This is a genomic window from Klebsiella sp. RHBSTW-00484 (assembly GCF_013705725.1).
Taxonomy (GTDB): domain Bacteria; phylum Pseudomonadota; class Gammaproteobacteria; order Enterobacterales; family Enterobacteriaceae; genus Klebsiella.
In genome coordinates this window covers 2,269,256-2,292,347 of the sequence record NZ_CP055481.1, presented here as the reverse complement: position 1 = coordinate 2,292,347, position 23,092 = coordinate 2,269,256, and the positions used below count along the sequence as shown (strand labels likewise).

Here is a 23,092-nt window from a genome sequence, read left to right as displayed (position 1 = left end):
TGATGAGAAAATCCGTTTATCTGCTGTGCGCCGTTCTGTCGCTGGTGGTTGCCAACGCCACGGCGGCGGACAGCACCATCACCATCAGCGGTTACGTTCGCGATAACGCCTGCGCCGTCGCGGGCGAATCCAAAGATTTTACCGTCGACCTGCTGGATAACGCCGCAAAACAGTTCCATGCGGTCGGGGCCACCACGCCTTTGGTGCCCTTTCGCATCGTACTGTCGCCCTGCGGCAGCTCGGTCACGGCGGTGAAAATCGGTTTTGTTGGTATTGCCGATAGCATCAATACCGACTTGCTAAAACTCGACGGCGGGGCGACGGCCGCAGCGGGCATGGGCGTGCAAATCCTTGATGCGCAGCAGACGATGCTACCGCTTAACGCCACGTCAGTCACGATCCCATGGACCACGCTGAGCCCCGGTCAGACCAATACACTGAACTTTTATGCCCGGCTGATGGCCACTCAGGTACCGGTGACCGCCGGACACGTAAATGCAACCGCAACATTCACTCTCGAATTTCAGTAACCGGAGGCGCTGATGAAATTTACCCACACCGGGTGGCTTCTGGCCGCGATGCTGGCAGCGACCTCCCCTACGCTACAGGCCGCCGACGTGACCATTACCGTTAACGGCAAAGTGGTGGCTAAACCCTGTACGGTGTCCACCGTCAACGCCACCGTCGATCTTGGCGATCTTTACACCTTTAGCCTGGTCTCGGCTGGCTCCTCTTCGCCCTGGCACAGCGTGGCGCTCAACCTGAGTAACTGCCCTGTTGGCACCTCACGAGTCACCGCCAGCTTCAGCGGCACAGCGGATGCTACTGGATACTACAAAAACCAGGGCACCGCAGGAAATATCCAGCTCGAGCTGCAAGATGACGGCGGCGTCACCCTGAACACCGGCGCGACAAAAGGGGTTCAGGTGGATGATGCGACCCAATCCGCCAGCTTCCCATTGCAGGTTCGCGCACTGTCAGTCAACGGCGGAGCTACCCAGGGAACCATTCAGGCAGTGATTAGCGTCACCTACACCTACGCCTGATTCAGGAGAATATGTTAATGAGAAAGATGATAACCCTGTTGATGACGCTGCTGTTGGCAGGTTGGTCGCTCAACGCCTGGTCCTTCGCCTGCAGAACTGCTGGCGGAGCCACGATCCCCATCGGCGGCGGTACGGCGAACGTTTACGTGAACCTCGCCCCGGCGGTCAGCGTCGGGCAGAACCTGGTCGTTGACTTATCAACGCAGATTTTTTGTCATAACGACTTCCCGGAAACGATAACTGACTACGTGACACTACAACGCGGTTCCGCCTACGGCGGCGTACTGTCGAGCTTTTCCGGCACCGTCAGGTACAACGGTACCAGCTACCCGTTTCCAACCACCAGCGAAACCGCGCGGGTGGTATACAACTCAAGTATCGATAAACCCTGGCCTACCCTGCTCTATCTGACGCCCATCAGCACTGCTGGCGGGGTAGCGATTTCCGCCGGGTCATTAATCGCCGTGCTGATCCTGCGCCAGACCAACAACAAGGACAGCGATGACTTTCAGTTCGTATGGAACATTTACGCTAACAACGATGTGGTGGTTCCAACTGGCGGCTGCGACGTTTCTGCTCGCGACGTGACGGTGACGCTGCCGGAATATCCAGCTTCAGCGGCAATACCGCTGACGGTTTACTGCGCGCAAAGCCAGAATCTGGGCTATTACCTCTCCGGGACCACGGAAGATGCTGGCAACTCAATATTCACGAATACCGCATCGGCCTCTCCGGCCCTCGGGATTGGCGTTCAGCTAACGCGTAACGGTAGCGCAGTTCCTGCCAACAGTACGGTGTCCTTAGGCAACGTGAGTGCTTCGGCGGTGAGCCTGGGCTTAACCGCTAACTACGCGCGCACCAGCGGACAAGTGACGGCGGGCAACGTGCAGTCAATTATCGGGGTGACTTTTGTTTACGAATAATTCGCGCATACCGAGCAGCGAGTCGGGGGTGGATTATATCTTGTCTCCCTGCTCGCTGGCCGCCGCGGGGCTAGTCGCTATGATGATTGAAGGCGGGATGTCGCCCGTGGTGCTGCCCTCGGATACCCCGGTGATACCCGTCAACACCCACGTTCACCGTATCGTAGTATTTTTGCCCGACGCGCCAGGCAAGCTCCTTAGCACACTACGACAAGCCGCAGACCTGCTGGAGCACTCCAACGTGCCGCTGCCGATGCTGCTTCTCAGCCGCAGCCCGGCGAACTGGCTGTGGCACACGCTGTTGCATCAGGTTGCAGACCGGCGTCTGCTTTCTGAAGTGCGCGCCGCCGCCTCCGATCTCCCCGTTTCCTGCCTGTCAGCACTGCTTCAGGATCACGTTCTGGAAAGCTATCCTTTACTTGAGCAATTATCAGACGAAGAGGCACAAGTTCGCGGAAAACGCCCCGGCGGGCTAACCAGGCCGGAGCTCAACGCCATTCTCGGTTTATTCAGCGGATATAGCGCTATCGTCCAGGCAAAACGCCGCGGCATCAGCCACAAAACCCTCTACAACCAAAGAACTGCAGGACTGAAAAAGATGGTGGAACACCACCCTCAGCTGGCCGCTTGTTTTCCCGGCGGTCAGCTCAAAGGAACGACAAATAAGGCCCTCAACGCGCTGTCCACTTTTGAGCGCGAGTTTGTGCATGCTATTTACAGTCGGCAAATTTTCCCGGTTTTCCAGCCCATCACCGATGAGCATCTGCAGGTTCGGGGAATAGAGATCCTTTCCCGCTGGCGTCGAAATGGCGACGTACTGCTGGCTGGCGATTTTTTGCCGCAGGTACATTCTGAGTACGCCTGGCTGGTACTGACCGCATTTGTGCTCCAGGAGGCGGTACAGAATATTAATCAGCATCCTGGCGAGTGTTATTTCTCGGTGAATATTCCCGCCGCTATCGCCAACAATGAAAACCTGATCCGAATGATGGAAACGGCGCGCCAGCAGCTACGTCATCCCCGAATGTCTGACCGACTGGTGCTGGAATTTGCCGAAACCATAGATCCGAATCATCATGGAAAAATAGCTGAAAATATCGCCCGGCTGCGCAAACGCGGTTTTCGCATCGTACTAGATGACTGCTTTTCACAAACCAGCGTGATGTTTCCGGTGCGCACGGTCATATTCGACGCATATAAGCTGGATATGAGTATTGTGAACGATATGCAGTGCGACCTGCACGCCCTCGCCCTGATTCAAAGCCTGGTCTATTATTGCCAGCTCACCGGTAGCCGCTGCATTGCCGAAGGCGTAGACAGCCAGGAAAAATTCAACCGATTGCAAGCGCTGGGAATCGATCGCTTTCAGGGATATTACCTCTCGCCGCCGGTGGAAAAAGATAACGTGGCTGAGCTGATTTTGCAGCTTTCGCATGGTATGGAAGGTCGGTTCGACGATGCACCTAACGTTCAGGTAAAGCATGCTATTCATTCTTAGCATTTCCAATAAAAATACAACTTCAGTTAATTAAAATATATTTTAAAAATTTAATTGAACTACCCTTCGCTTTTGATAAAGTACTCCTGAAGCCAGAACCATGAGAAAGCACTCATATCTTTTTCAGGAGTTAAAAATGCAAATTAAGGTTCAAGATGAACTGTATGTTGCTTACGTCAGCAATATGTTGTGTATTCCCGAAATCGCCAAATGTTCTATCGATGCACAAAAAACAATAGAATCAGAATTAAAAAAACAGAATATTAAAGTAGATAATAAATGGATTTTCATCTCTTACAACTTGCCTAAAAATGGTAAAACAAAATATAAAATTGATTTTTGCTTAATCGTTGATGAGCGAGCTCAGGCTGCCGGCGCGGTGTCGGTTAAAAAACTGAATAAAGTTTCTTGTGTCTCCTCTTGTTACACTGGCCCTTTACGTTCGCTGTTCACCCAAGGATATGCGCCGCTGCTGAAAGATATTGTTGCGGGAAAAATTATGCTGACCAATGAAAGTCGGGAGGTTTATCACTTCTGGAATGGACCTTCAGCCAAAGATAATCAAATCGAAATCCAGTTTATACTGGCGGACTAGTTATCTTTCCAATAGCAGTGGTGCTGTCAGAAAAAACTTTGGACTTGCCTGATCATCAGTTGGATTCGCCGTCGTACGCCACAGGCAGTTCATCGTCAGCTGACCATCGACGGCAGCTGACGGTTCTGCTTTAACAAACCCACTACCAGCCGCAGACGTTGGTCTCTTCATCAGACTCGTAGCCGCGCACGATGTTGATCAGGTCTTTAACCGCATCTGCGGCGATGGTCGGATCCTGCAACTCAGACAGGGTAGCGAATTCATTGTCTACCGATACACCATTATTATTGTTGGTGACCGTCAATATAAACCCTTTTCCTCCGGCATTATCCGCGGACAGAGTAGAAATAAGCTCAGATACGGCCTGTACGGCGATATCAGGGACATAAAGGGCCATCGGCTTAAGATAGACTTTCTCTTTTTTATCTTTATTGTTGCCGTTAATCACCGCTAACGAGTAACCCAGATTTTCACTGTTCATCATCTTCCTTAGCCCTCAATCAGAATTTTAGGATCGACATAAAAATCGACATTAAAAACGGTATCTTCAGTTAATGCTTCAATGCAGTGCCATTTCTCCGGAGGAAAAACGCCAAATTCACCTTCGGCAATAGTTAACGTTTCAACAGGATCAGGGCTGGTCTCATCAGCAAATCCCAGATAGCGTATCGCCCCTCTCATGACCGACAGACGCGGATAGACGCCCTGCCGGGTCCCGGCATCAAGATGTCGTTTCCAGATTGATGCCGGAGCTGTCTCTTTGGTCCACAGCGGCGTACTGCGGGTCTGGACATAGTGGGTCGGGATAATGATTCGCTGCATGATTCTGCCTCTCTTTACGCACCATAAATACGGTCGGAAATGGGAAAATATGTTGCATATCATATACCCCTTTTAATCACTGAGGGTATTATTTTTTGCCGATAGTTTTTCCTACCTCTATTTATACCCATTAGGGATTACGTAAACCAAAATATAAATACGGAAGATTTCAGATAGACTAAAATCGTCCGTATAAAAGAAAACGTGTTATTTATTATCTGCGAGATTAAGCGGCCCAGGCTTACCGATCAAATACCCCTGCACCAGATCGCATCCTAATTTCTGCAACGACTTCAGCTGCTCTTCTGTTTCAACACCTTCGGCAACGATGCGCATATGCAAGCTTTTACCCATGCTGATGATCAAGCGGACGATATCGAGATCATCTTTCTGACCCGGAATATTAATCACAAATGAACGATCGATTTTTATCTTATCAAAAGGGAAATAACTCAAGCGCGATAGCGATGAATACCCGGTACCAAAATCATCAATAGAAATTTGAACGCCCAGTTCGCGCAGTTGGCTGAGGATCTCTAAGGAACGGGTGTTTTCGTTAAATACATCCGACTCGGTAATCTCCAGATCGAGGCGGTGCGGATCGAGCCCGGTACTTTTCAGTATCGAAATGACGGTATCGGTCAGCGGACTGTTAATAAGCTGAATGGGCGAAACGTTAACCGACACCTTGAGCGGCGATGACCAGCTGGCGGCCTCCCGGCAGGCGGTTCTGAGGACCCACTCGCCCAGCGGGTTAATCAGGCCGATTTTCTCGGCAACCGGGATAAATTCGCTCGGAGGTACGCTACCGCGCAGCGGATGAAACCAACGGACCAGCGCTTCATAACCGTAGATTTCACCGTTAATAGTATCGGCAATAGGCTGGTAGTAAACCCTGAACTCACCTTTATCCAGCGCCTGCAGCAGATCGTCTTCAAAGGATTTATTCTCCTGCAAACGCTCAAGCATATCGGGACGGAATATCTGTACTTTGCCGGCCCCCTCTTTTTTCGCTTCGTACAGCGCCAGATCGGCACACTTGTATAAATAATCGGTACGGCTCTCGCCATCAGAAATAACAATCCCGATGCAAGCGCCGATATGGATCAACGAATCATAAATCTGATACGGCTGACTGATTTTTTCGCGAATGACATTCGCCCGCTCCAGCGCCATCTCCTCGCTTAAATCGTGCGAAACAAGCGCAAACTCATCGCCCCCCAACCGATACAGCGTCTCTGACGTTTTGCGAAAAAAGGAGAGACGGCTGGCTAAATCCTGCAGTAGCTTATCCCCGGCATCGTGGCCCTGGGTATCATTCACATCCTTAAAATTGTCGAGATCGAACAGCATCACCACCGCCGAGCCGTTATAGGGGCGGACCTGGTTAACTATCTCCTGCAGCCGTTGCCAGAAAGAGAGTCGGTTGGGCATACCGGTCAGCGAATCATGATAGGCGTCGTACTGCAGCCGACGGTTCTGCACCTGCAGTTTCTCTTTTGATGTCTGCAGATCGTTGGCCAGTAATTTCATCCGCACATGAGCACGGCGCAGCGTATTATTTTGCCGCAGCATCAGCAGACCCAACGTGATACAGAGGGTAATCAACAGGATAGAAATGGCCGAATAGATATAATACAGGTTCTGTATTTTATCGTGGGTCAGATTAACAATATTGATGTCCTGAGCAAGCGAGGTTGACGCTATTGAAGTCATAGGTCCGTCCAGCGTGCTCATTTCGCGCAGTAGCGGTTTTAACTGCGCAGTCGTCATGGTATCCAGTTGCTTATCCAACTGATTCAGGATACGTACCAGGCGGGCAACCGTCGCCTTACGCTGCGCATCTTTACCAATAAACTTTCCCAGATCGCCCTGCTGTAGCAGCGCAATCTGGCTCATCATAATTTCCAGACGCAGGCGCACCTCATCGTGATCGCTCCCCTCAACGCCCATCCCCATAGCACTCAGCCGCGCTTCAAGGCGCATGTACTCGGAGACTATTTGTGAGACTGACCACGAATCGGTGTAACGCGTTAATTTTTGCAGCTCACTTTGTCGCTCATGTACCAGATAGGTAATGTATCCGGTAACAATGAAAAGCGACAAAATAATGGCAGTGAGTATTCGATTCAAGATCAAACCCTTACTCAATTATAATCTTCGAAACCTGCCATGCTGAACGGGAATAATAGATTTGATTCTGCAATTCCGGGCTGCTGTCATAGGGGTAAACAATAAATAAAGGCCCTTTATCGCGAATGCGCATATATTCGCCATTCATTTTTAAAGCCAAAATAACAGGGAATTTTTGAAAATCATCAAGCGGAACGATGGTGGTATAATCATTTAGCGCCAGCACCCTGGCGGACTTTCCTTTAGCACCGACTAAATCCATGAGTTTACTAAGGGAAACCCCGTCAAAGCGGACTTTCCCGGAATACCATGGTGTCGTGGTCACTGTCGTTTCCATGCCCAGTTTTTCTAATGCTGCGACATCAAAAACGGCCGTATCGCCTTCATTCGTATTCCCAATCAGTCCGGAAATAGTTAAAACGGGTTTCCCCACAGGCATCGGCAGTTTTTCTGCAAAAGCGGAAGGCAAAACCATGACACAAAATAAAGCTGCAAAAAATAAACGCATTTAACTCACCATTCCGAAATTGGAGACATGTTAATTGTAAACCATTTGCGTGAATTCTTAAAAGATGTCCCCATCGAGACTAAAAAATAAATTAAAGACAATAAGCCAACTCTGAAGCTCACATTCTGAGCGGCCAGGAAGACCGTTGTCCTTTCCTCTGTCCAGACGCTATATGCCTTTCAGGACAAAGCCCAGGTAAAAATCTTTTCTCTTTTCCATCAGCGCGGTAGTCTCAATAGAACGCTAATCAGGAAAGCGTCTCATTCCAAAAATTATAAATTCAGCAACAGACAGGACAGGTATGGACTCAACGCTCATTTCTAATCGCCCCGGCAAGGAGGCAACCTCACTCAATCGCGCCCGCAGGGCGGCCTGGGGCAGCTTCGCCGGGGCCGTGGTCGACTGGTACGATTTTCTCCTCTATGGCATTACCGCCGCGCTGGTTTTTAACCGGGAGTTCTTTCCGCAGGTAAGCCCGGCGATGGGCACCCTGGCCGCCTTCGCCACTTTCGGCGTAGGCTTCCTCTTCCGCCCGCTCGGCGGAATTATCTTCGGCCACTTCGGCGATCGCCTTGGGCGCAAGCGTATGCTGATGATGACCGTCTGGATGATGGGGATCGCGACCGCCTGCATCGGCCTGCTGCCTTCGTTCAATCAGATTGGCTGGTGGGCACCAGCTCTGCTGGTTCTACTGCGTGCCGTGCAGGGTTTTGCGGTAGGCGGTGAATGGGGCGGCGCGGCGCTGCTGGCGGTAGAAAGTGCGCCAAAAAATAAAAAAGCGTTCTACAGCAGCGGCGTGCAGGTGGGCTACGGCGTCGGCCTGCTGCTCTCTACCGGCCTGGTCTCGCTGATAAGCTCTTGCACTACTGATGAACAGTTCCTGAGCTGGGGCTGGCGTCTGCCGTTCTTGTTTAGCGTGGTGCTGGTGCTGGCGGCACTGTGGATCCGTAACGGCATGGCAGAATCGGCTGAATTCGAACAGCAGCAGCGTGATCAGCAGAGCCAACCGAAGAAAAAGCGTCTGCCGGTGGTAGAAGCTCTGCTCCGCCATCCGGGCGCTTTTTTAATGATCATCGGTCTGCGCCTGTGCGAACTGCTGACGATGTACATCGTCACCGCCTTCGCACTGAACTACTCCACGCAGAATCTCGGCCTGCCTCGCGAACTGTTCCTTAATATCGGCCTGTTAGTCGGTGCCATCAGCTGCCTGACCATTCCCTGCTTCGCATGGCTGGCGGATCGCTTCGGGCGACGTCGGGTGTACATCACCGGGGCGCTGATCGGTACGCTTAGCGGTTTCCCATTTTTTATGGCGCTCGAAAGCCAGTCCTATTTCTGGGTCCTGTTCTTCGCGCTGATGCTGGCGAACATCGCCCACGATATGGTGGTTTGCGTCCAGCAGCCGATGTTTACCGAGATGTTTGGCGCCAGCTACCGCTATAGCGGGGCCGGGGTGGGATATCAGGTCGCCAGCGTGGTTGGCGGCGGCTTTACACCGTTTATCGCCGCCGCGCTGGTTACCTTCTCAGGTGGTTCATGGCACAGCGTCGCTATCTATTTGACCGCAGGCTGCCTGCTCTCCGCCCTGACGGCGATGTTGATGAAGCCCAGTCGCCACGCAGAATAGTCTTTAAGGAGACAAAATGACTCAAGACTCTCGCGGCGAGGCATGCTGGCCGACGCGTTTTAATCACCAGTTTCTGCCGATTCAATATTGCTCCGACCCGACGCTGGCGGAGCAGCCGCTGTTTGATCGGGCTATTAACGGTGAAGCCGTCGCCCAGCTATGGCAGGCTCCGCAGGGGTTTGTGGTCCCCGGAAGCTACCGAAAGTTCACGGAACTGGCGGCGGTAAGTGAGCAGTTTGCCCGCCAGGGTTGGCCAGTCTGGCTACGCCGCTCCGGCGGCGGGCTGGTGCCGCAGGGGCCGGGGATTATCAATCTCAGCCTCGCCTGGCCGGTTTACCAACCGCTGGGCGACGCGGCAGAGCCGATTTATCTATTCCTCTGCGGCCTGCTTCAGCGCACGCTGGCAACTTTTAACATCGCCAGCCATTTCCAGGCGGTGAGCGGTTCGTTTTGCGATGGTCGCTACAATCTGGCCTGCGGTGAAGGCGAGCAGGTGCGTAAAATCGCCGGTACGGCTCAGTATTGGCGACCAATGGCTGGGGGCAAAGGCCATGTGGTCCTCGCCCACGCGGTGATATTGCTGGACGCCGATCTCCATGCAGCGCATCAGGCGGCGAATGCCTTTGAAGCGCATCTGGGCAGCGGTCGAATCTACCGCACCGATAAAACCGTGGCCCTGGCGGAGCTTATCCCTGAAGAAGCTGATTTACTCCCCCGCTTTCGCGAGGCGCTGGTGCAAGTGCTGCAAAACATCAGCTAAAAGTGGTCTTCAGATAGCGGCTAAAGGTCTCTACCGCCCGCGATACCCGCGGCGTGTAGGGGCGAATGACGTAAAGATTTTCCGCAAACACATCCACCGGCTGCCAGCCCGGCAACAGTTCCTGTACCAACCCACGGCCAATCGCCTCTCTGGCGCTAAAATCCGGCAGTAATGCAATTCCCAGCCCAGCCAGCACCGCATCGCGTAGGGATTCACTGTTGTTGGTCGAAAACGGCCCCTGCACTTTCACGCTGACTCGTTCATTGCCGCATTCGAAGGTCCAGTGCGGACTTTGCGGCCCACGCGGATAGGTCAGGCAGTGATGCTGACGCAGCGCGTCTGGCGAGTCGGGGCGACCAAAGCGGCGAATATAATCCGCCGAGGCAACAACCAGGGTTGCCGTCCGACAGAGTGGCCAGGCCACATGGGTCTGTGGCAACAGTTCGCGACGGCAGTGGCGAATGGCAAGATCGAATCCTTCGCTAGCCAGCGACACCAGCCGGTCGGTGACTTCCAGTTGAAGATGAAGCTGTGGATGCTGGTGCAAAAAGGGCGTGATAGCCGGGACCAGCTGCTGGCGCGAAAAGGCCACCGGTGCGGTTAGCCGCAGCGTTCCGCGCAGTGGCCCGCCTTCATCATCGCAGGTGCCGGTGAAGATCTCGCGGATCTGCCCAAAAGGCTCGTTAAGCTCCGCCACCAGCCGCAACCCATCTTCGCTTAACGTGACGCTGCGAGTGGTTCGGTGCACCAGCGCCTTGCCGGTCACCCGCTCCAGTTCGCTGATCTTCTGGCTGATGGCAGACTTACTCACCGCCAGCTTTTCAGCCGCGCGGGTGTAGCTTTTTTGCTCCTCCAGTACCGTTAGCCAGTACAGGTGAGTCCAGTAAATTTCCGGGCGGATCTCGTTCATGCCGATTGTTCATGTAGGAAAACAATGAGTTCAAATATAGCGGTTTTTGCCCGCATCAGCATGGGTTAGCATCACATTCATCGCTCGTTAATCCAACAATAAGGACCACCTGCCATGCCGTTACTGACGTTTGATATTATTGAAGGCCGTAGTGAAAGCGAGATCAAAACCCTGCTGGATGCGGCTCACCGCGCCGTGGTGCAGGCATTCAACGTGCCTGAGCGCGACCGTTACCAGATTGTTCACGAAAACAAAGCTCACCATATGGTGATTGAAGATACCGGACTGGAACTAACGCGCAGCAAAGAGGTGGTCGTGGTGAGAGTTTATACCAGCCCGCGCAGCGAACAGCAGAAGCAGCTTTTCTATGCCACTCTGCAAGCTCAATTGCAGGAGCACTGCGGGCTGAGCGGCGATGACCTGATGATCTCGGTGATAAGCAACCACAAAGGCGACTGGAGTTTTGGCCGCGGCGTCGCACAGTATATGACCGGCGAGCTTTAGCCCTGGTGGCGATGAGACTGGCGCACGATCAGTTCCCCGGTGCGCCACGCCGCTGGCAAGCCTTCAGTTGCGTCGATCAGTCGATTCAGTGCCTCTTCAACCAGCCGCTCGCGCCGTTGATCGTAAGTGGTCAGCTGCCACTCCGGCGCTGCCGCTTCGTCGATATTATCGAAACCGACAATACTCATGGTTAAATCGCGCTCGCGCAGCGCCTGCAGCGCGCCAATGGCCAGAATATCGTTTTCGCAGAACAGAGCATCGACTCGCTCGGCTTCAGGCGTAGCGTCAAGATAGTCGCTCATCGCAGCATATCCCCGGGTGCGCAGATACTGCCCGGCAACCAGCAACGTATCAAGCTGACAACCGCCCTTCTCCAGCGCCACCTGATACCCTTCCATTCGCAGTAAATGATGCGACGGGGTGTCAGGCCCTTTCATATAACCAAATGTACGATACCCCTGCCCCAGCAGCAGTTCAGCGATCTGCTTGCCAGCAAGCCAGCCGTCGATATTCACCACCTGGATTTCCGGATTCTCGGTATTACGACCAATCTGCACCAGCGGTACCCGGTGAATTTCAGTGGCGATCGCAATAAGCTCCGGCGTCAGTACCGTTGCCATAAACAGAATGCCGTCGACCTGGAGCTGGTAAGCCAGCGCCATCGCCGTGCGGTTGCTTTCCTGATCGGCGACGTTAATTACCAATGCCATATAGCCGCGATTTTGTAGCTGGCGAGTCACTTCATTGAGCAACAGCACCATATTGGGATTGCGCAGTTCGTCTACCGCCACGCCGATGATGTGGGTTTGCTTTTGCGTCAGGCTGCGCGCCAGCAAATTAGGCCGATACCCCAGGGTATTGGCGGCCTTCATGACATCTTCTCGTGTTTTCGCCTGGATAGATGCCCCGGGGGTAAACGCCCGGGAAACGGTCCACTTTGAGACGCCCGCCAGTAACGCAACATCGCTGGCGGTCGCTTTTTGTCGTTTAGAGGCGCTCATTCTCGGTTTTAACGTTCCTGATGATTAACATCCAATAGAACGTAAAATACAGCAAGATAGAATCCGCTCAACAAAAAACGTACCGCGTTCTCCCGCCCCCCGGTGGAAGAACGCGGCCCGTTATCACTGACTTAAGGTTGCGTTAAGAGCATCAATCGACGTCCGTAGCCCCGCTTCAACGCTCATCGTCAGGTCCTCCATCTCCAGTGATACATAACCGTTGTAACCGGTCATGCGCAGCACTGAGAAGAACTCTTTCCACCACTTCAAATCCTGTCCGCAGCCAACCGCCACGTAGTTCCAGGTCCGGGTTTTGGTTTCAGTCACCGGTTGATACTCCAGTAGACCGTCAACGTCCGCCAGCCCGCGCTCAATACGCGCATCTTTACCGTGAACGTGATAAATCACTCCTTCCAGCTTCCGGGCAGCGGCAATGGGCTCAGCCCCCATGGCAATCAGGTGCGACGGGTCGAGGTTCATGCCGATGATGTCACCCACCGCATCGCGCAGGCGCAGCAACGTGCTCGGGTTGTACACCAGCTGGCTGGGGAACTCTTCGAGGGCAATCTGTTCGATCCCGTGTTCAGCCGCATGGCGGGCAAAAGCCTGCCACCACGGTATCGCCACCTCGTTCCACTGGTAATCAATCACCCCTGGCATATAGTCGGGCCAGGAAACCGTTGAGGTTATCCAGTTAGGGATTTTGTCGTCCGGGCCGCCGCCGGGCAGACCGCTCATCATGACGATTTTTTTCACGCCGAGCTTCGCCGCCAGCTCAACTGTGCGGTAGCTGCTGGCGGTATGCTTTTCGCCCAGCGCGCCGGGTGCCAGCGGATTACCCGAACAGTTCAGGGCAACGATTTCCATGCCGCGTTTTTCCAGTTCCCCGCAAAACGCAGCGAGCTTCGCTGGGGAAGCCAGCAGCTCTTCGGTTTTCACATGCGGGCAAGGCGACCAGCCGCCTGCGGTCATCTCCACGCCGTTAATGCCATACTGCTTCACGCGGTCGAGCATTTCAGGGAAAGCCAGGTCGGCGAGAACATCAGTACAGAGTGCCAGTTTCATATTCTATCCTTCTTAAATGAGTGACCTTCGAGGATCTGCATAAACGCGTCTTTGCTGTCGGCGCTGGCGAGCAGCGTCGTTTTCACTTCGTCATCAAGCAGGTCTGCCAGATCCGCGATAACATCAATGTGTTCATTATTTTTTGCCGCCACGGCGACCACCAGGAAAGCCACTCTGCCTTCCCCCCAGCCCACGCCATCCGGAAACTGAAACAGCTGGAAGCCAGTTTGCCGCACCAAATCAATGCCCTCTTTGCTGCAATGAGGCATCGCCACGCCCGCCCCGAGCCAGGTCGAGAGCGCCTTTTCGCGATCTACCATCGATTCAAAAAAACCGTCGCTGACGTAGCCGCTAGCCTGCAGGGAATCCGCAGCAATGTGCAGCGCCTTCTTCTTTGAATTCGCCCGGCAGCCAATAAAAATATCTTCTTGTTTGAGGGTTAACATGCGCCTCTCCCGTGCGTTAAAGGGTTAGCGATACAGCGCCGGGCATTCCGGCAGAGAGACAGCATGCTTCTCGCCATCCTTCAGCGAAGCCAGCCCGGCATCGCACACCATCGCCACGACAAACCCATCCCACGAAGATGGCCCGGTCATTTCACTGCCTTCATTAACGCGATCAACAAAGTTCTGCACTTCACGATCGTAGGCGGTGGCGAAACGTTCCATGCAGGTCTGCGGGATCGCCCGGCTGTAGCCTTTCGTTGAACGAGTGGTGGTGAGCGCCTGCTCGGTCAGCGCGCTGATGGCGTTTTCACCGATCACTTCACAACGGATGTCGTAGCCGTAATCACAGTTCACAAACAGTTCATCATCGATGCGCACGCCGGATTCGGTTTCAAAAATCACGATCAGCGGATCCTGCAGGTGCGCACAGGCTCTGCGGGTCTTCTTACGGGGTTTGTCGACGCGCACCGACACGATATTTTCGTCGAGCAGATAGCGAATAATGTCTATTTCGTGGGTCGCGGAATCGTTAATCGCCATTTCCAGGGTGTAGTTTTCCGGGACCGAGGCGTTGCGGTGGGCGCAATGAATCAACAAAATTTCGCCTAGTTCGCCACCGTCCAAAGTGGCTTTAAGCTGGTTGTACCCGGGGTCGAAGCGACGCATAAACCCCAATTGCAACATGCGTTTGCCGCACGCTACTTCAGCATCAATAATCGCCCTCGCTTCATCAGCGGTTGGGGTCAGCGGTTTTTCGCAAAATACCGGCTTGCCCGCTTTAATCGCTGCCAATATTTGCTCTTTGTGAACCGGGCCGATTGAGCAAATAAAGACGGCATCTACGTCGTCTGATTGAATCATCTCCACCGCATCGTAATAAGCCTGCGCGCCATATTCACGAGCAATGGAGTCGGTCACGTTGTGATTAATATCGCAAACAGCGCTGACTCTGGCGTTCTGAATAACTGACTGGAAACGCTGTAAATGGTCGCGCCCAATCATGCCCAAACCAATTAAACCGATATTGACTGTCATATGTTCCTCCACATTTCTGAATCAGAATCTGAATTTTTGTTCAATTTGCTCAAGGGTTAATCCGCGGGTTTCCGGAAGATATTTCACCAGCAGAATCAACATAATGACGTTGGTACCGGCGAAGAAACCGAAGGTCATTCCACCGCCATAGTTGTTAAGTAAAATCGGGAACACGGACTGGATGATGAAGTCAAAAATCCATAGCCCGAATACCGCAAAGCCCATTCCCAGGCCGCGCATCCGCAGCGGGTAAATTTCCGCGAGCATTAGCCAGAACACCGGGGCAATCCACCCCTGCATAAAGGTCAGGAACACCAGCATCAGGGCAAGAATGATGTAGCTGGCGCCGGCAAAGTTGGCCTGCAGGCCGCTTACACCATCAACGGTTTCCATATGGAAGAAGAGTTTGAAAGAGAGGCCGATCAGCACCAGGCTTAACGTGACGCCTATCTGCCCGGTGAAGAACATTTTCCGCCGCGAGTGTCTGCCAATCAGCAGCATCCCTAATAGAGTCGCGAGGATAGAAACCACGCCGTTGGCCACCGCGCCGGTCACCGCCGCCGCATCGCCGAGACCGGTGGATTTCAGCACCGTCGGGGCGTAGTACATAATGGTATTAACCCCGGTGACCCGCGTCGCCAGCACAATCATCAGGCCAATTAAAATCAGCTGTAGCACCCATTTCTTTTTCAGCTCGTCGATAAACCGACCATGGATAGCGCCAGCGTGGCTCACCTGCTGAATATCGCGGATCTCCTGCTCCACTTCTTCCGGGCGGCGAATCGTTTTCAACACCGCAACCGCTTTGTCGATTTGCCCCTTACGCACAAAGAAACGTGGAGACTCCGGCATCACCAGCATGCCGATCCACAGCAGCGCGCCGGGCAGCGCCGGGATTGCCAGCATCAAGCGCCAGTTGTGTGACATATCGGGATAGAAATTGACGATGGCGGCGTTGACCGAATAGGCGAGAAACTGCCCGGTGACGATCATCAGCTCGTTGACCGTGACCAGCCGTTCGCGCTGCGAGGGCCTCGCCAGTTCGGAGATATAAATCGGTACCGTCACCGACGCGCAGCCCACCGCCAGGCCAAGGATAAAGCGGGCGATAATCATCGACGACATATCCCACGCTACGGCGGTACCGAGCGCGCCGAAGATAAAGATAATCGCCACCCAAAGGATATTTTTCCGCCTGCCCTGCCGGTCCGACAGCCAGCCGCCACCAACGGAGCCGATTGCAGCGCCGAATAATAAGAACGATGTCACCAGCCCTTCCTGCAACGGGCTGAGGCCAAGGTCGTTTTTCATAAAAATCAGTGCGCCGGAAATGACCCCGGTGTCATAGCCAAAGCACAAACCGCCGATGGTGGAGACGAGGGTTATTAATCTGATTTTCTTATCATTATCTGTTTTACGACTTTCAGTTATCACATGATCGGTCATTTTGTTGTCCTGTCAGGGATGAGCGTTCTATCGTTTTGTTTTTATGAATAAAAAGATCACATTTCCAATGCAGAGACAGCGAGTTCTGGCATCGGAAATCAGTTGCACACCTTTTTGCACCCGGGTGCATAATTTAACAACTTGTTATACGCTTACGAATTAAAAAATCCATATCAATTTATTTTGGAATTTTCATTTCGTTAAGGGCGTCAACTTTTTGCTCATCAAATGGACGATTTTCTCGATCGCAATCACGATCCGCAGAGTTTTGTGCGTACGGGGCGTGAAGAATTGCCGGACTCGGCTATTGGTCGGGAGGAAGTACAATAAAAAAGGGAACGCGAAGTAAATTCACGTTCCCCCGGTGGTAGGAAAGAAAATCAGGATCGTTGCGTGCCGGCGATCCGCAGCCTGGCTTTCTGCTCGATATTTTCCAGCAGTTCCTGCACGTCATCTTCATCAATATCGAGAAACTGACCGTCGAGCAGCGCCGCGTGGATATCGTCGCGCGTCACTGCGATGCCCAGCGGCACCGATTTCGCCTTCACTTCTTCCGCCGCCAGCGGGTGCGGATAGCGGCGTCCAACCAGATTATTAAAGACAATGGCCAGCAGCGCCAGCATTAAGGAGTTGAGTAATACCGGAGTTAAAACAAAGTGATAGCCTTCACTCTGCACGCCAGCGCCGCCGAGGATCGCGGTTAACGCCACCGCCCCGCCCGGCGGATGCAGGCAACGCAGGAAATACATTCCGGCGATCGCCAGCCCTGCCGCCACGCCGCAGGCCAGCGCGAGATCGGGGACCAGTATCCCCACCGTCACTCCGATGAGCGCCGATAATACGTTGCCGCCGACAATCGACCACGGTTGGGCTAGCGGACTGCTCGGCACGCCAAACAGCAACACCGCCGATGCGCCCATTGGCGCGATAAACCAGAGATTGACTTCGCCCAGCAACCAGTGGCTGAACATGCTGGTTACCGCCAGCCCCGTCCCGGCACCGATCGACGCCAAAACAATGTGCTTTCTGGCGACCGGCAAAGCATGTGGTTTCAAACGGCCAAGGAAGATACGGATCCGTGAAAAGAACGATCCGGGTAAAACGCTTAACATCGTACAACTCGCTTACGTCATAATAAGAACTTATGTTTCATTTTCTTTTTTTAACCATAATTTAACAACCATGTCTTTATCGTGGCTTTACAGTATTCATTTTGTGAATATAAAAAATTTACACGCTACGTTAAAATCACTCTCCCCGTCGGGATATATACCCTAAATAATTCAAGTTGCAGGAAGGCGGCAACGCAGTGAGTCCCCAAGAGCTTACTCTAGTAAGTGACTGGGGTGAGCGAGGAAGCCAACGCACATGCAACTTAAAGTATGACGGGTATACCCACTCTATGGATTGAAGGTCAACCACATTGAATAACAAAACAAATTTAGAGAAAGAAGTGGCATGGGCCAGTCAGAATATGCCGCGCACCCTGCGCCAGGTTGCCGCCCTGCCCGACCTCAGCCAGGTCCGCCTGGCCTGCTGCATGCATCTTGATATGAAAATGATCCCGCTGGTACAGGGGATCCTCGAGAAAGGCGCGAAAGTTTTCCTCACCACCTGTAATCCAACGACGGTACAGGACGAGGTTGTCGCCTGGCTGGTGGAACGCGGCGCAGAAGCCTGTGCATGGCGCGATATGAGCGATGCCGACTGGCAGCAATCCTGGGAAAAAGCGATAGCCTGGCAGCCGACGCATCTGTGTGAAATGGGCGCGGATATTACCACGCTGCTGCATCAGCGCGGCGAGTTCGGCAACATCGTGGCTGGGCTTGAAGCGACGGGTTCCGGCGTCAGTCGCCTGGGCGATATCCGTCCCGGCTATCCGATTTTTAACTGGGATGATTTACCGGTTAAAGAGGGGCTGCACAACCGCCATATGGTCGGTTTGACCGCCTGGCACACCTTCTTCCAGACCACCCATCTCACCCTGCATGAGAAAAAAGTACTGGTGATCGGTTATGGTCTGGTTGGTCAGGGCGTAGCGGCGGCAGCAAAAGCCTTCGGCGGCCAGGTGATGGTGGCGGAAATCGATCCGGCCCGTCGACTCCAGGCGGCCTACGACGGCTGGCACGTGGTTGAATTACAGGAAGCGATTGCCTCAGCAGACGTCGTTGCCACGGCGACCGGTGGTAAAAAAGTGGTCAATAGACAGGCGCTGGATAAGGCCAAAGATGGCGTGTTTATCCTTAACGTCGGCCACGTGGCGGAAGAAATTGACTGCGAGTACCTGCGCCAGTTCAGCCATGAAGAGGTGATGCCGTATATCAACGCCTATCGGATGGGCGATAAAACCGTGTATCTGATGGCTAATGGCTCAATGCTCAACCTGACCGCCGGTTTTGGCGATAGCCTGAACGCCTTCGACGTCACCCTGGCGGTGATGACCAGCGGCATTCAGCATATCGTGACCGACGGAATGAACGCGCCAGCGGACGTTTATCTGCTGCCGCAGAGCGTGTGGCAAAAAGCGCTGTAGGCGTAGGCGCTGAATAATTTCCCGGAGGCGGCGCGATGCGCCTGTCCGGGCTACCCAGCTTGTAGACAGTGCCAACCCGTAGCCCGGTCAGCGCAGTGTATGACCGGATACATAGGTGACAGATCAGACCGGGAAGATAGGTAACACTTTTTAGTCTATCCGGAGCACACTCTGGTTTTTTTGGTCATAGTACGCAAGCGTTATTCCATTAAAGATGATGGCTTCCAGGCCATCATCTTGTTCTTTCAGCATAATGTACTCGTCAGTCAGCGCTTCACTCAGGAACACCGCCCCCTTTTTACCCATATAAAGTGTTCCCCTCGATTTCACCCTGTAGACCGTGCCTCCTGCCGGATACACATATTCCGGAACACTGCCATCCCATTGTCGGCCCGACGGTTGCCACACCGTTCCGGGCGTTGCGCCTGCCAGGGCTTCATGCGGCCTCTCGTGGTTAAACTCTTCCCGGTAGTCACTGAACCACCGCTGTTGTTCTGCCATCGTCATGAAGGTGTTGCCATATTTCACCGCACTTTTCAGGGAGCGATGCATTCGCTCATGGCGGCCATTTTCTTCCGGATGACCCTTTCTGATACGTTCCGGTCTGATGCCCAGCTTGATTAGCCAGACGGCAAGACGGCTTAATCCGGCTATACCTGTTCCCGCAAAGGGTTGACCGTTATCAGTTCTGAGGACTTCCGGCAGGCCATATTCCAGGAACGCATCAGTCAGGCACTCTCTGACAAAGGATTCACTCTCCCGGAATGTTCCACGGCAGCTCAGCAGATATCGGCTGTGATTGTCGGTCAGAGTGAAGGGATGGCAGTACTCTCTGCTCAGCAACCTGAACTTGCCTTTAAAATCAGCGCTCCAGACCTGATTGTTCTCAGTGATGAGGGTCAGGGGCTGGCGATTACCCGGTGTTCTGCGTTTTCTCTTTTTATCCGGGACCAGGCCTTCACGCTTGAGGATATCGCCGATAGTGCTGGCAGCAGGTACGGTAAAATCGACATGGTGATTGAGCAACCACATCCGCAGTTTTTTAGGCCCCCAGTCAGGGTGTTTTTGACGCAGGGCAGTCAGATGCCCGACGATATCATCAGGAACAGTCCGGGAGTGGGAGTGGGGAGCGCGTGAGCGGTCAGAGAGAGATGAGAGGTCAGAAGGGTCAAAACGTTCAAGCCATTTATAGCCAGTTTTTCGGCTGATGCCGAAAAGACGGCAAAGAGCAGAGAAGGAGCCCGTACCTGCATGGCAGGCACGGATAAAATCAAGACGTTGCATAGGTCGGGTCTCAGTCCAGGGCATAGTGAGTCTCCTCTTCTATGCCAGTTATAACTGTTACCCATGTATCCGGTCTAAAGTGTTACCCATGTTTCCGGTTCATACCGCAGCGCCACCGGGAAGAAAGCAATTCCTACAGCAGCGCCAGCAGAAATATCACTTCCCCCAGCTCAATCGCTGCGCCTAATGTATCGCCTGTTTGCCCACCCAGGGTACGCTTCAGCGCCTGACCCAACGCCCAGACCAGCACCACCGTGATGAGTGCCGCTCGCAAACCGTTGACTCCGAGCAGCAGCGTCGCCAGCACCAGAGCTATCCCCATGGTAATCAGCGTCTGACGCAGCGTAATCTTGCCGATAAACAGATTACCCAACCCCTCCTCCCGGGCGTAGCGCTGGCGATACATCAGCAGCACCGCCATCCCGCGACCCACGGCGCAGGCGGCCGCCAGCGCAGCAATTGCCGACGTCCCACGTAGCGCGACTTCGCTCACCACCAGCACCTTAGCGACCAGCACGAAGATCAGCGCCAAACCCCCATGGGTTCCTAGCCGACTGTCACGCATGATTTCCAGCATCCGCTCACGGCGACGGGCGGAGAAGATGCCATCGCAGGTATCCGCCAGACCATCAAGATGAAAACCGCCAGTCAACAGCGCCAGCGCCAGCACGCCGAGCAGCGCGGCAAGCGGGCCACCGCACCACGGCTGGAGCAGCATCACCACCGCGCCGCCGATAGCCCCCAGCAAAAGCCCGACGAATGGAAAAGTGACGATACTGCGTTGATATTGTTCTATCTCCAGTCCCTGGGACAAACGCGCCGGGACCGGCAGGCGGCTGATAAACGATAATGCGGCAAAAAAAGACTTAATCATTGAAGTGAGACTCCTGTCGATAAAACCCACGGTCAGCGGTGATTTATCGCCGACCGCTACCCGATTTATCCGCGTAGCAATTTTGCAAAAAATCCCTGGCATCCATCTTCCAGACGCCAGTGAGCCAACCGGGTATCACGGTGGTGTTGGATGCGAGCGGTTACTTGATTGTCGGAAATCCAGGAGGTGACGATGTAGGCAGCCGAAACGAAGGTGTTGAGTATAGATTCGGCATCACGGCATTGGTCGCTATGCGCGCCACCGGCAATCAGTATCATCGCGGCGGCACCTGTTGCAGGGACAGCATGAGATAAACCCTTCCGATATCAATATGTTTACGGCGGGAGTATACCAAATTACAGGGGATTGGGTCAGCGTTATGCGGGCTGTTTTGCTGAGGATTTGAGAGATAACGCAGATTTAAAGAGGGATAACCCCGGCGGCGAGAACCGCCACCGGGGCACTAAAACATGGATTACTCGGCAGATTTGTCTTCGACTTTCGCTTCGCCCATCACTTTCAGCTTTTTAGAGATATCGCGACGTTCTTTGGAGATCTCAGCATTTTTGATGATGTAATCGTCAACGCGATCTTCGTAATCGCTTTTCATGCTGGCAATGATGCCCTGAATAGCTTCAACGCTCATGCCCGGCTTGATGTAGTCGCTGAGGTTGTCCAGCAGCAGTACGCGCTTCTGGTTATCACGGATCTTTTTCTCAACGTCCTGAATTTCACGCTGCAGCTTGTTCTTACGACGGTACAGGCGAACAAACTCCAGTACGTCCTGGAAAGAAGGCTTAATTGTTTCCATTTTTACACCCCTAATATTTGAGATTCGGATTCGCTAAAGCGACTGCTACATAGGGCTAACATAACTGTTAGCAGCCGCTGATGACAATGTTTTTTCCTTTGCCCTAATCATAACCCTAAACGCTGCTGAATCGAAGCAAGCGATGGGCAAACCGCGCGTATCTGGTCTTTATTTACGCAACGCCCGGCAGATTAAATGCGACAGCAGTTCAAGCTGGCGCGCCAGCTCTATGGTTAACCAGACATAACCATGGATCGGCGTTTCGGAGAAATTCTCATCCTGCTGCTCTTTAATAAGCAGACGCAGCTCGGCAACGATTTCATTCAGCTTTTCATTATTGGCGAGAATTGGCTGCGGGTTACCTTCGTAGAGTGCATGAGCGATGGTCAGCAGCGTTTGCTGAGTCATTTGCTGGGTTTCACGCAGCGTATGGGCATTAAGCATCACGAAGTGACCGGGCCTTGAGGCCCAGTAAGCATTGATTTGCAGCTCCAGCATACAGACCAGATTGCGGCTGACGGTCTGGATCGCCTCGAAGATGGATTTCTGGATGTGCGTCTCTTTGCTGGCCGGGGTGATCAAACCACGCATTTTCACCACGTCGTTGAGCACTTTTTGCAGATGTTTTTCCAGACGCGGACGTTCAACGAGATTCGGCGAAAAGCCCGCCTGATACAGCCGGTTAAAAGTGGTGACGTAGCTGGCCATCTGGATACGCCAGTGCAGAAACGCCCGCTGCGGCCAGATACCGGTAAACAGCATCGCCAGCAGGGAACCAAAGATAACGTCGCCGCTTCGCCACAACGCAGTATTCATGTCTCCCGGCGGCGCACCGACAACCACCGCCAGCGTAATGCCAATCAGCAGCGCCTGATAGGGCTTTTTACCCAATGCCAACCAGCCACAGAGGAACATTGCCGCCGCGCACCACAGCAGCATAATGGGCAGCGAGATAAGCTCCAGCTTGAGCGCCACCAGCCCGAGGGCCGAACCAAGAATGGTGCCGCCGATGCGCTGAAACGCACGCGGCACCACGTTTCCCCAAAAGGAGATGGGCCCCATCACCACCACAAGGGTGATGAGTGGCCAGGTCCCTTCCGGAACCTTAAGCAAGCGCACCAGCAGAAAGGTGAGCACAAAGGCCAATGCTATTCGCACACCATGAACTATGCGGTAATGGCGATACAGCCGAATTTCAAATGGCTTAAGTGATTTATCCGCGCGCACAACCGACTCCGACACAACGAAAACGCCAATTGTAACTGCTTTTT

25 protein-coding genes are annotated in these 23,092 nt (G+C 53.6%); 9 read left to right on the top strand and 16 right to left on the bottom strand.

All coding sequences use genetic code 11. The features are described from left to right. The first annotated feature begins 2 nt into the window (after positions 1–2). The 5 genes from HV213_RS10865 (at position 3) to HV213_RS10845 (ending at position 4,062) form a co-directional block, all read left to right on the top strand. Positions 3–530, top strand: a complete 528-nt coding sequence (locus HV213_RS10865; RefSeq protein ID WP_181486383.1) for a type 1 fimbrial adaptor subunit FimF — start codon at positions 3–5, stop codon at positions 528–530. Positions 531–542: 12 nt separating this feature from the next. Continuing rightward, complete coding sequence (locus tag HV213_RS10860; RefSeq protein WP_181485707.1) at positions 543–1,046, top strand: type 1 fimbrial minor subunit FimG; 504 nt, start codon at positions 543–545, stop codon at positions 1,044–1,046. A 17-nt stretch (positions 1,047–1,063) separates the two neighbouring features. Next, positions 1,064–1,969 (top strand): fimbrial protein, encoded by a 906-nt coding sequence (locus HV213_RS10855; RefSeq protein ID WP_181485706.1) that lies wholly within the window; start codon positions 1,064–1,066, stop codon positions 1,967–1,969. A 28-nt stretch (positions 1,970–1,997) separates the two neighbouring features. Next, positions 1,998–3,467: an EAL domain-containing protein gene (locus tag HV213_RS10850; protein WP_181485705.1), complete on the top strand. Its 1,470-nt coding sequence runs from the start codon at positions 1,998–2,000 to the stop codon at positions 3,465–3,467. A gap of 136 nt (positions 3,468–3,603) precedes the next feature. Beyond that, the gene (locus HV213_RS10845) at positions 3,604–4,062 is read left to right on the top strand and encodes a hypothetical protein (protein ID WP_181485704.1); all 459 of its coding nucleotides are present in this window, start codon (positions 3,604–3,606) and stop codon (positions 4,060–4,062) included. Between the two features lie 142 nt (positions 4,063–4,204). Here the strand turns inward: HV213_RS10845 and HV213_RS10840 are convergent, their stop codons facing one another. The 4 genes from HV213_RS10840 to HV213_RS10825 form a co-directional block, all read right to left on the bottom strand. Beyond that, positions 4,205–4,543: a DUF1869 domain-containing protein gene (locus tag HV213_RS10840; protein WP_181486382.1), complete on the bottom strand. Its 339-nt coding sequence runs from the start codon at positions 4,541–4,543 to the stop codon at positions 4,205–4,207. Positions 4,544–4,551: 8 nt separating this feature from the next. Continuing rightward, the gene (locus tag HV213_RS10835) at positions 4,552–4,884 is read right to left on the bottom strand and encodes a TehB family protein (RefSeq protein WP_181485703.1); all 333 of its coding nucleotides are present in this window, start codon (positions 4,882–4,884) and stop codon (positions 4,552–4,554) included. 207 nt (positions 4,885–5,091) lie between these two features. Next, positions 5,092–7,017, bottom strand: coding sequence for a putative bifunctional diguanylate cyclase/phosphodiesterase (locus HV213_RS10830; protein ID WP_181485702.1), 1,926 nt, complete (start codon positions 7,015–7,017; stop codon positions 5,092–5,094). A 10-nt stretch (positions 7,018–7,027) separates the two neighbouring features. Further along, positions 7,028–7,525 (bottom strand): putative pterin-binding protein, encoded by a 498-nt coding sequence (locus HV213_RS10825; RefSeq protein ID WP_110275423.1) that lies wholly within the window; start codon positions 7,523–7,525, stop codon positions 7,028–7,030. A gap of 301 nt (positions 7,526–7,826) precedes the next feature. Between HV213_RS10825 and shiA the strand changes: the two genes are divergently transcribed. Both shiA and HV213_RS10815 read left to right on the top strand, forming a co-directional pair. Further along, the gene (gene shiA / locus HV213_RS10820; protein WP_181485701.1) at positions 7,827–9,152 is read left to right on the top strand and encodes a shikimate transporter; all 1,326 of its coding nucleotides are present in this window, start codon (positions 7,827–7,829) and stop codon (positions 9,150–9,152) included. A gap of 16 nt (positions 9,153–9,168) precedes the next feature. Continuing rightward, positions 9,169–9,912, top strand: a complete 744-nt coding sequence (locus HV213_RS10815; RefSeq protein ID WP_181485700.1) for a lipoyl protein ligase domain-containing protein — start codon at positions 9,169–9,171, stop codon at positions 9,910–9,912. Here HV213_RS10815 and HV213_RS10810 read toward each other — a convergent pair. Beyond that, positions 9,905–10,822: a LysR family transcriptional regulator gene (locus HV213_RS10810; RefSeq protein WP_181485699.1), complete on the bottom strand. Its 918-nt coding sequence runs from the start codon at positions 10,820–10,822 to the stop codon at positions 9,905–9,907. The genes HV213_RS10815 and HV213_RS10810 overlap by 8 nt on opposite strands. Positions 10,823–10,936: 114 nt before the next feature. Between HV213_RS10810 and HV213_RS10805 the strand changes: the two genes are divergently transcribed. Then, the gene (locus HV213_RS10805; RefSeq protein ID WP_181485698.1) at positions 10,937–11,326 is read left to right on the top strand and encodes a tautomerase family protein; all 390 of its coding nucleotides are present in this window, start codon (positions 10,937–10,939) and stop codon (positions 11,324–11,326) included. Here HV213_RS10805 and HV213_RS10800 read toward each other — a convergent pair. From HV213_RS10800 to HV213_RS10775, 6 genes are all read right to left on the bottom strand, one after another. Then, on the bottom strand, positions 11,323–12,327 hold the full coding sequence (locus HV213_RS10800) for a LacI family DNA-binding transcriptional regulator (protein WP_181485697.1): 1,005 nt from the start codon (positions 12,325–12,327) through the stop codon (positions 11,323–11,325). The two genes, HV213_RS10805 and HV213_RS10800, sit on opposite strands and share 4 nt — an antisense overlap. 123 nt (positions 12,328–12,450) lie before the next feature. After that, on the bottom strand, positions 12,451–13,392 hold the full coding sequence (locus HV213_RS10795) for a sugar phosphate isomerase/epimerase family protein (RefSeq protein WP_181485696.1): 942 nt from the start codon (positions 13,390–13,392) through the stop codon (positions 12,451–12,453). Beyond that, the gene (locus HV213_RS10790) at positions 13,389–13,838 is read right to left on the bottom strand and encodes a PTS sugar transporter subunit IIA (protein WP_181485695.1); all 450 of its coding nucleotides are present in this window, start codon (positions 13,836–13,838) and stop codon (positions 13,389–13,391) included. The genes HV213_RS10795 and HV213_RS10790 overlap by 4 nt, the downstream gene beginning before the upstream one ends. A 24-nt stretch (positions 13,839–13,862) precedes the next feature. After that, a complete protein-coding gene (locus HV213_RS10785) occupies positions 13,863–14,873 on the bottom strand; it encodes a Gfo/Idh/MocA family protein (protein WP_181485694.1) in 1,011 nt (336 codons plus the stop codon). Positions 14,874–14,894: 21 nt separating this feature from the next. Then, positions 14,895–16,319 carry a sugar porter family MFS transporter gene (locus HV213_RS10780; protein ID WP_181485693.1) on the bottom strand — a complete coding sequence of 475 codons (1,425 nt, stop codon included), beginning with the start codon at positions 16,317–16,319 and terminating at the stop codon, positions 14,895–14,897. Between the two features lie 380 nt (positions 16,320–16,699). After that, on the bottom strand, positions 16,700–17,431 hold the full coding sequence (locus tag HV213_RS10775; protein WP_181485692.1) for an HPP family protein: 732 nt from the start codon (positions 17,429–17,431) through the stop codon (positions 16,700–16,702). Positions 17,432–17,742: 311 nt separating this feature from the next. Here HV213_RS10775 and HV213_RS10770 point away from each other — a divergent pair, with 311 nt between their 5' ends. Next, a complete protein-coding gene (locus tag HV213_RS10770) occupies positions 17,743–18,852 on the top strand; it encodes an adenosylhomocysteinase (protein ID WP_181485691.1) in 1,110 nt (369 codons plus the stop codon). Positions 18,853–19,002: 150 nt separating this feature from the next. Here HV213_RS10770 and HV213_RS10765 read toward each other — a convergent pair whose 3' ends face one another. From HV213_RS10765 to HV213_RS10745, 5 genes are all read right to left on the bottom strand, one after another. Then, positions 19,003–20,160 carry an integrase core domain-containing protein gene (locus HV213_RS10765; protein ID WP_181482744.1) on the bottom strand — a complete coding sequence of 386 codons (1,158 nt, stop codon included), beginning with the start codon at positions 20,158–20,160 and terminating at the stop codon, positions 19,003–19,005. A gap of 109 nt (positions 20,161–20,269) precedes the next feature. Next, positions 20,270–21,010 carry an adenosylcobinamide-GDP ribazoletransferase gene (gene cobS, locus HV213_RS10760; RefSeq protein ID WP_181485690.1) on the bottom strand — a complete coding sequence of 247 codons (741 nt, stop codon included), beginning with the start codon at positions 21,008–21,010 and terminating at the stop codon, positions 20,270–20,272. A 65-nt stretch (positions 21,011–21,075) separates the two neighbouring features. After that, positions 21,076–21,288 (bottom strand): bifunctional adenosylcobinamide kinase/adenosylcobinamide-phosphate guanylyltransferase, encoded by a 213-nt coding sequence (locus tag HV213_RS10755; RefSeq protein ID WP_181485689.1) that lies wholly within the window; start codon positions 21,286–21,288, stop codon positions 21,076–21,078. Positions 21,289–21,485: 197 nt separating this feature from the next. After that, positions 21,486–21,821 carry a DUF496 family protein gene (locus HV213_RS10750; protein ID WP_181485688.1) on the bottom strand — a complete coding sequence of 112 codons (336 nt, stop codon included), beginning with the start codon at positions 21,819–21,821 and terminating at the stop codon, positions 21,486–21,488. Positions 21,822–21,989: 168 nt separating this feature from the next. Continuing rightward, on the bottom strand, positions 21,990–23,048 hold the full coding sequence (locus HV213_RS10745) for an FUSC family protein (protein ID WP_142514892.1): 1,059 nt from the start codon (positions 23,046–23,048) through the stop codon (positions 21,990–21,992). Positions 23,049–23,092: the final 44 nt, after the last annotated feature.

What these genes read in the sequence shown, in the direction of transcription:
- HV213_RS10785 (WP_181485694.1), bottom strand. Translation starts at nt 14,873, where the DNA reads ATGACAGTCAATATCGGTTTAATTGGTTTGGGCATGATTGGGCGCGAC.
- HV213_RS10815 (WP_181485700.1), top strand. Translation starts at nt 9,169, where the DNA reads ATGACTCAAGACTCTCGCGGCGAGGCATGCTGGCCGACGCGTTTTAAT.
- HV213_RS10750 (WP_181485688.1), bottom strand. Translation starts at nt 21,821, where the DNA reads ATGGAAACAATTAAGCCTTCTTTCCAGGACGTACTGGAGTTTGTTCGC.
- HV213_RS10755 (WP_181485689.1), bottom strand. Translation starts at nt 21,288, where the DNA reads ATGATACTGATTGCCGGTGGCGCGCATAGCGACCAATGCCGTGATGCC.
- shiA (WP_181485701.1), top strand. Translation starts at nt 7,827, where the DNA reads ATGGACTCAACGCTCATTTCTAATCGCCCCGGCAAGGAGGCAACCTCA.
- HV213_RS10840 (WP_181486382.1), bottom strand. Translation starts at nt 4,543, where the DNA reads ATGAACAGTGAAAATCTGGGTTACTCGTTAGCGGTGATTAACGGCAAC.
- HV213_RS10800 (WP_181485697.1), bottom strand. Translation starts at nt 12,327, where the DNA reads ATGAGCGCCTCTAAACGACAAAAAGCGACCGCCAGCGATGTTGCGTTA.
- HV213_RS10855 (WP_181485706.1), top strand. Translation starts at nt 1,064, where the DNA reads ATGAGAAAGATGATAACCCTGTTGATGACGCTGCTGTTGGCAGGTTGG.
- HV213_RS10795 (WP_181485696.1), bottom strand. Translation starts at nt 13,392, where the DNA reads ATGAAACTGGCACTCTGTACTGATGTTCTCGCCGACCTGGCTTTCCCT.
- cobS (WP_181485690.1), bottom strand. Translation starts at nt 21,010, where the DNA reads ATGATTAAGTCTTTTTTTGCCGCATTATCGTTTATCAGCCGCCTGCCG.
- HV213_RS10810 (WP_181485699.1), bottom strand. Translation starts at nt 10,822, where the DNA reads ATGAACGAGATCCGCCCGGAAATTTACTGGACTCACCTGTACTGGCTA.
- HV213_RS10775 (WP_181485692.1), bottom strand. Translation starts at nt 17,431, where the DNA reads ATGTTAAGCGTTTTACCCGGATCGTTCTTTTCACGGATCCGTATCTTC.
- HV213_RS10835 (WP_181485703.1), bottom strand. Translation starts at nt 4,884, where the DNA reads ATGCAGCGAATCATTATCCCGACCCACTATGTCCAGACCCGCAGTACG.
- HV213_RS10780 (WP_181485693.1), bottom strand. Translation starts at nt 16,319, where the DNA reads ATGACCGATCATGTGATAACTGAAAGTCGTAAAACAGATAATGATAAG.
- HV213_RS10860 (WP_181485707.1), top strand. Translation starts at nt 543, where the DNA reads ATGAAATTTACCCACACCGGGTGGCTTCTGGCCGCGATGCTGGCAGCG.
- HV213_RS10790 (WP_181485695.1), bottom strand. Translation starts at nt 13,838, where the DNA reads ATGTTAACCCTCAAACAAGAAGATATTTTTATTGGCTGCCGGGCGAAT.
- HV213_RS10845 (WP_181485704.1), top strand. Translation starts at nt 3,604, where the DNA reads ATGCAAATTAAGGTTCAAGATGAACTGTATGTTGCTTACGTCAGCAAT.
- HV213_RS10865 (WP_181486383.1), top strand. Translation starts at nt 3, where the DNA reads ATGAGAAAATCCGTTTATCTGCTGTGCGCCGTTCTGTCGCTGGTGGTT.
- HV213_RS10805 (WP_181485698.1), top strand. Translation starts at nt 10,937, where the DNA reads ATGCCGTTACTGACGTTTGATATTATTGAAGGCCGTAGTGAAAGCGAG.
- HV213_RS10825 (WP_110275423.1), bottom strand. Translation starts at nt 7,525, where the DNA reads ATGCGTTTATTTTTTGCAGCTTTATTTTGTGTCATGGTTTTGCCTTCC.
- HV213_RS10765 (WP_181482744.1), bottom strand. Translation starts at nt 20,160, where the DNA reads ATGCCCTGGACTGAGACCCGACCTATGCAACGTCTTGATTTTATCCGT.